The 5058-nt window shown below is 49.7% G+C and carries 1 tRNA gene and 3 rRNA genes; all 4 read right to left on the bottom strand.

The window, feature by feature from the left end:
* The 4 genes from rrf to EAF07_RS10290 all read right to left on the bottom strand — a co-directional run bounded on the left by rrf (nucleotide 1) and on the right by EAF07_RS10290 (nucleotide 4946).
* A 5S ribosomal RNA gene (gene rrf / locus EAF07_RS10305) occupies nucleotides 1-116 on the bottom strand.
* A gap of 83 nt (nucleotides 117-199) precedes the next feature.
* A 23S ribosomal RNA gene (locus tag EAF07_RS10300) occupies nucleotides 200-3099 on the bottom strand.
* A gap of 159 nt (nucleotides 3100-3258) precedes the next feature.
* Nucleotides 3259-3331: transfer RNA gene (locus EAF07_RS10295), tRNA-Ala, on the bottom strand.
* 66 nt (nucleotides 3332-3397) lie between these two features.
* Nucleotides 3398-4946, bottom strand: a 16S ribosomal RNA gene (locus EAF07_RS10290).
* The 16S, 23S and 5S rRNA genes sit together here with 1 tRNA gene alongside, the layout of an rRNA operon.
* Between the last annotated feature and the right edge of the window lie 112 nt (nucleotides 4947-5058).

The following is a 5058-nucleotide window of genomic DNA, read 5'->3' as shown; positions in this document are numbered from 1 at the left end:
GCTAAGCAACTACCCTATCTCACAGGGGGCAACCCCCAACTACTTCCGGCGTTCTAGGACTTAACTGCTGTGTTCGGCATGGGTACAGGTGTATCTCCTAGGCTATCGTCACTTAACTTCTTCTTGGATTATCCATCCAAAATTGAATACCTATATTCTATCAAGAAACCGCTACGCTGTCAATATACTTTCTTATTTCTAGGATAAGTCCTCGAGCTATTAGTATTAGTCCGCTACATGTCTCACAACACTTCCACTTCTAACCTATCTACCTGATCTTCTTTCAGGGCTCTTACTGATATAAAATCATGGGAAATCTCATCTTGAGGGGGGCTTCGCACTTAGATGCTTTCAGCGCTTATCCCTTCCATACATAGCTACCCAGCGATGCCTCTGGCGAGACAACTGGTACACCAGCGGTATGTCCACTCTGGTCCTCTCGTACTAGGAGCAGATCCTCTCAAATTTCCTACGCCCGCGACGGATAGGGACCGAACTGTCTCACGACGTTCTGAACCCAGCTCGCGTGCCGCTTTAATGGGCGAACAGCCCAACCCTTGGGACCGACTACAGCCCCAGGATGCGACGAGCCGACATCGAGGTGCCAAACCTCCCCGTCGATGTGAACTCTTGGGGGAGATAAGCCTGTTATCCCCAGGGTAGCTTTTATCCGTTGAGCGATGGCCCTTCCATACGGAACCACCGGATCACTAAGCCCGACTTTCGTCCCTGCTCGAGTTGTTGCTCTCGCAGTCAAGCTCCCTTATACCTTTACACTCTGCGATTGATTTCCAACCAATCTGAGGGAACCTTTGGGCGCCTCCGTTACCTTTTAGGAGGCGACCGCCCCAGTCAAACTGCCCGTCAGACACTGTCTCCGATAGGGATAACCTATCCGGGTTAGAGTAGCCATAACACAAGGGTAGTATCCCAACATCGCCTCATACGAAACTGGCGTCCCGTAATCAATGGCTCCTACCTATCCTGTACATGTGGTACAGATACTCAATATCAAACTGCAGTAAAGCTCCATGGGGTCTTTCCGTCCTGTCGCGGGTAACCTGCATCTTCACAGGTACTAAAATTTCACCGAGTCTCTCGTTGAGACAGTGCCCAAATCATTACGCCTTTCGTGCGGGTCGGAACTTACCCGACAAGGAATTTCGCTACCTTAGGACCGTTATAGTTACGGCCGCCGTTTACTGGGGCTTCAATTCAGATCTTCGCGTTACCGCTAAACCCTCCTCTTAACCTTCCAGCACCGGGCAGGCGTCACCCCCTATACATCATCTTACGATTTAGCAGAGAGCTGTGTTTTTGATAAACAGTTGCTTGGGCCTATTCACTGCGGCTGACTTTAAGTCAGCACCCCTTCTCCCGAAGTTACGGGGTCATTTTGCCGAGTTCCTTAACGAGAGTTCTCTCGATCACCTGAGGCTACTCGCCTCGACTACCTGTGTCGGTTTGCGGTACGGGTAGTGTATACTTAACGCTAGAAGCTTTTCTTGGCAGTGTGACGTCACTCACTTCGCTACTTAACTTCGCTCCCCATCACAGCTCAATGTTAGAGATATAAGCATTTGACTCATATCACACCTCACTGTTTAGCCCAGCTCTTCCATTCGCTGGGTTGAGTTAGCCTACTGCGTCCCTCCATCACTATATACACTAGTACAGGAATATCAACCTGTTGGCCATCGGATACACCTTTCGGTCTCTCCTTAGGTCCCGACTAACCCAGGGCGGACGAGCCTTCCCCTGGAAACCTTAGTCTTACGGTGGACAGGATTCTCACCTGTCTTTCGCTACTCATACCGGCATTCTCACTTCTATACGCTCCAGCGCTCCTCACGGTACACCTTCGTCGCCTATAGAACGCTCTCCTACCATCCCTTACGGGATCCACAGCTTCGGTAATATGTTTTAGCCCCGGTACATTTTCGGCGCAGGGTCACTCGACTAGTGAGCTATTACGCACTCTTTGAATGAATAGCTGCTTCTAAGCTAACATCCTAGTTGTCTGTGCAACCCCACATCCTTTTCCACTTAACATATATTTTGGGACCTTAGCTGGTGGTCTGGGCTGTTTCCCTTTCGACTACGGATCTTAGCACTCGCAGTCTGACTGCCGATTATATCTCGTTGGCATTCGGAGTTTATCTGAGATTGGTAATCCGAGATGGACCCCTCACCCAAACAGTGCTCTACCTCCAAGAGACTTAACATCGACGCTAGCCCTAAAGCTATTTCGGAGAGAACCAGCTATCTCCAAGTTCGTTTGGAATTTCTCCGCTACCCACAAGTCATCCAAGCACTTTTCAACGTGCCCTGGTTCGGTCCTCCAGTGCGTCTTACCGCACCTTCAACCTGCTCATGGGTAGGTCACATGGTTTCGGGTCTACGACATGATACTAATTCGCCCTATTAAGACTCGGTTTCCCTACGGCTCCGTCTCTTCAACTTAACCTCGCATCATATCGTAACTCGCCGGTTCATTCTACAAAAGGCACGCTCTCACCCATTAACGGGCTCGAACTTCTTGTAGGCACACGGTTTCAGGTTCTATTTCACTCCCCTCCCGGGGTGCTTTTCACCTTTCCCTCACGGTACTGGTTCACTATCGGTCACTAGAGAGTATTTAGGGTTGGGAGATGGTCCTCCCGGATTCCGACGAGATTTCGCGTGTCTCGCCGTACTCAGGATACTGCTAGGTATAAAGACTATTTCAGATACGAGGCTATTACTCCCTTTGGCTTACCTTCCCAGGTAATTCTCCTATAATCTTTAAGTCCACGTTGCAGTCCTACAACCCCGAGGAGTAAACTCCTCGGTTTGCCCTCCTGCCGTTTCGCTCGCCGCTACTAAGGCAATCGCTTTTGCTTTCTCTTCCTGCAGCTACTTAGATGTTTCAGTTCACTGCGTCTTCCTTCTCATATCCTTAACAGATATGGATACTAACCATTAGTTAGTGGGTTCCCCCATTCGGACATCTCTGGATCTGCGCTTACTTACAACTCCCCAAAGCATTTCGTCGTTAGTCACGTCCTTCATCGGCTTCTAGTGCCAAGGCATCCACCGTGCGCCCTTATTAACTTAACCTTATTAACCTAATTCTTTCAAATTAGAAAACTCATTAATTCACAGCGTTTTCGGTTTATTTTCTTGTTACTATTCTTACAATTCAATTTCTTGAATCGTGGAATTTGATATAGATATTCAATTTTCAATGGACAATCCTTAACATCTCTTCGATGTTAATGGAGCCTAGCGGGATCGAACCGCTGACCTCCTGCGTGCAAAGCAGGCGCTCTCCCAGCTGAGCTAAGGCCCCACATCTGTCTCTTCCTGAGACCACTCAAAACTAAACAAGACGCTACAAGTGCTTCCATTTCCTTAGAAAGGAGGTGATCCAGCCGCACCTTCCGATACGGCTACCTTGTTACGACTTCACCCCAATCATCTATCCCACCTTAGGCGGCTGGCTCCTAAAAGGTTACCTCACCGACTTCGGGTGTTACAAACTCTCGTGGTGTGACGGGCGGTGTGTACAAGGCCCGGGAACGTATTCACCGCGGCGTGCTGATCCGCGATTACTAGCGATTCCGACTTCATGTAGGCGAGTTGCAGCCTACAATCCGAACTGAGATTGGCTTTAAGAGATTTGCTTACTGTCACCAGCTTGCCACTCGTTGTACCAACCATTGTAGCACGTGTGTAGCCCAGGTCATAAGGGGCATGATGATTTGACGTCATCCCCACCTTCCTCCGGTTTATTACCGGCAGTCTCGCTAGAGTGCCCAACTTAATGATGGCAACTAACAATAGGGGTTGCGCTCGTTGCGGGACTTAACCCAACATCTCACGACACGAGCTGACGACAACCATGCACCACCTGTCACCTCTGCTCCGAAGAGAAGTCCTATCTCTAGGACGGTCAGAGGGATGTCAAGACCTGGTAAGGTTCTTCGCGTTGCTTCGAATTAAACCACATGCTCCACCGCTTGTGCGGGCCCCCGTCAATTCCTTTGAGTTTCAACCTTGCGGTCGTACTCCCCAGGCGGAGTGCTTAATGCGTTAGCTGCGGCACTAAGCCCCGGAAAGGGCCTAACACCTAGCACTCATCGTTTACGGCGTGGACTACCAGGGTATCTAATCCTGTTCGCTACCCACGCTTTCGAGCCTCAGCGTCAGTTACAGACCAGAGAGCCGCTTTCGCCACCGGTGTTCCTCCATATATCTACGCATTTCACCGCTACACATGGAATTCCACTCTCCCCTTCTGCACTCAAGTTCCGCAGTTTCCAAGGCGTACATTGGTTGAGCCAATGCCTTTGACCTCAGACTTACGAAACCGCCTGCGCTCGCTTTACGCCCAATAAATCCGGACAACGCTCGGGACCTACGTATTACCGCGGCTGCTGGCACGTAGTTAGCCGTCCCTTTCTGGTAAGATACCGTCATAGTGTTAACTTTCCACTCTAACACCCGTTCTTCTCTTACAACAGAGCTTTACGATCCGAAAACCTTCTTCACTCACGCGGCGTTGCTCGGTCAGGGTTCCCCCCATTGCCGAAGATTCCCTACTGCTGCCTCCCGTAGGAGTCTGGGCCGTGTCTCAGTCCCAGTGTGGCCGATCACCCTCTCAGGTCGGCTATGTATCGTCGCCTTGGTGAGCCGTTACCTCACCAACTAGCTAATACAACGCAGGTCCATCTTATAGTGAGACAGTTGTCCCTTTCAAGATATTAACATGTGTTAACACCTGTTATGCGGTATTAGCTATCGTTTCCAATAGTTATCCCCCGCTATAAGGTAGGTTACCTACGCGTTACTCACCCGTTCGCAACTCATCCGTCTAGTGCAAGCACCAGACTTCAGCGTTCTACTTGCATGTATTAGGCACGCCGCCAGCGTTCGTCCTGAGCCAGGATCAAACTCTCATTAAAAGTTTGAGTTCTTAACTCACTGTTTTGTCATCGCTGACTTATTGTTTTTCTTGACAGGTTATTTTCATAACCCGCACTTGCTTCGTCTTGTTCAGTTTTCAATGGACTTCTC

It is taken from the genome of Streptococcus hillyeri, from assembly GCF_003686955.1.
Classification (GTDB): domain Bacteria; phylum Bacillota; class Bacilli; order Lactobacillales; family Streptococcaceae; genus Streptococcus; species Streptococcus hillyeri.
This window is presented reverse-complemented; position numbering and strand designations above follow the sequence as displayed.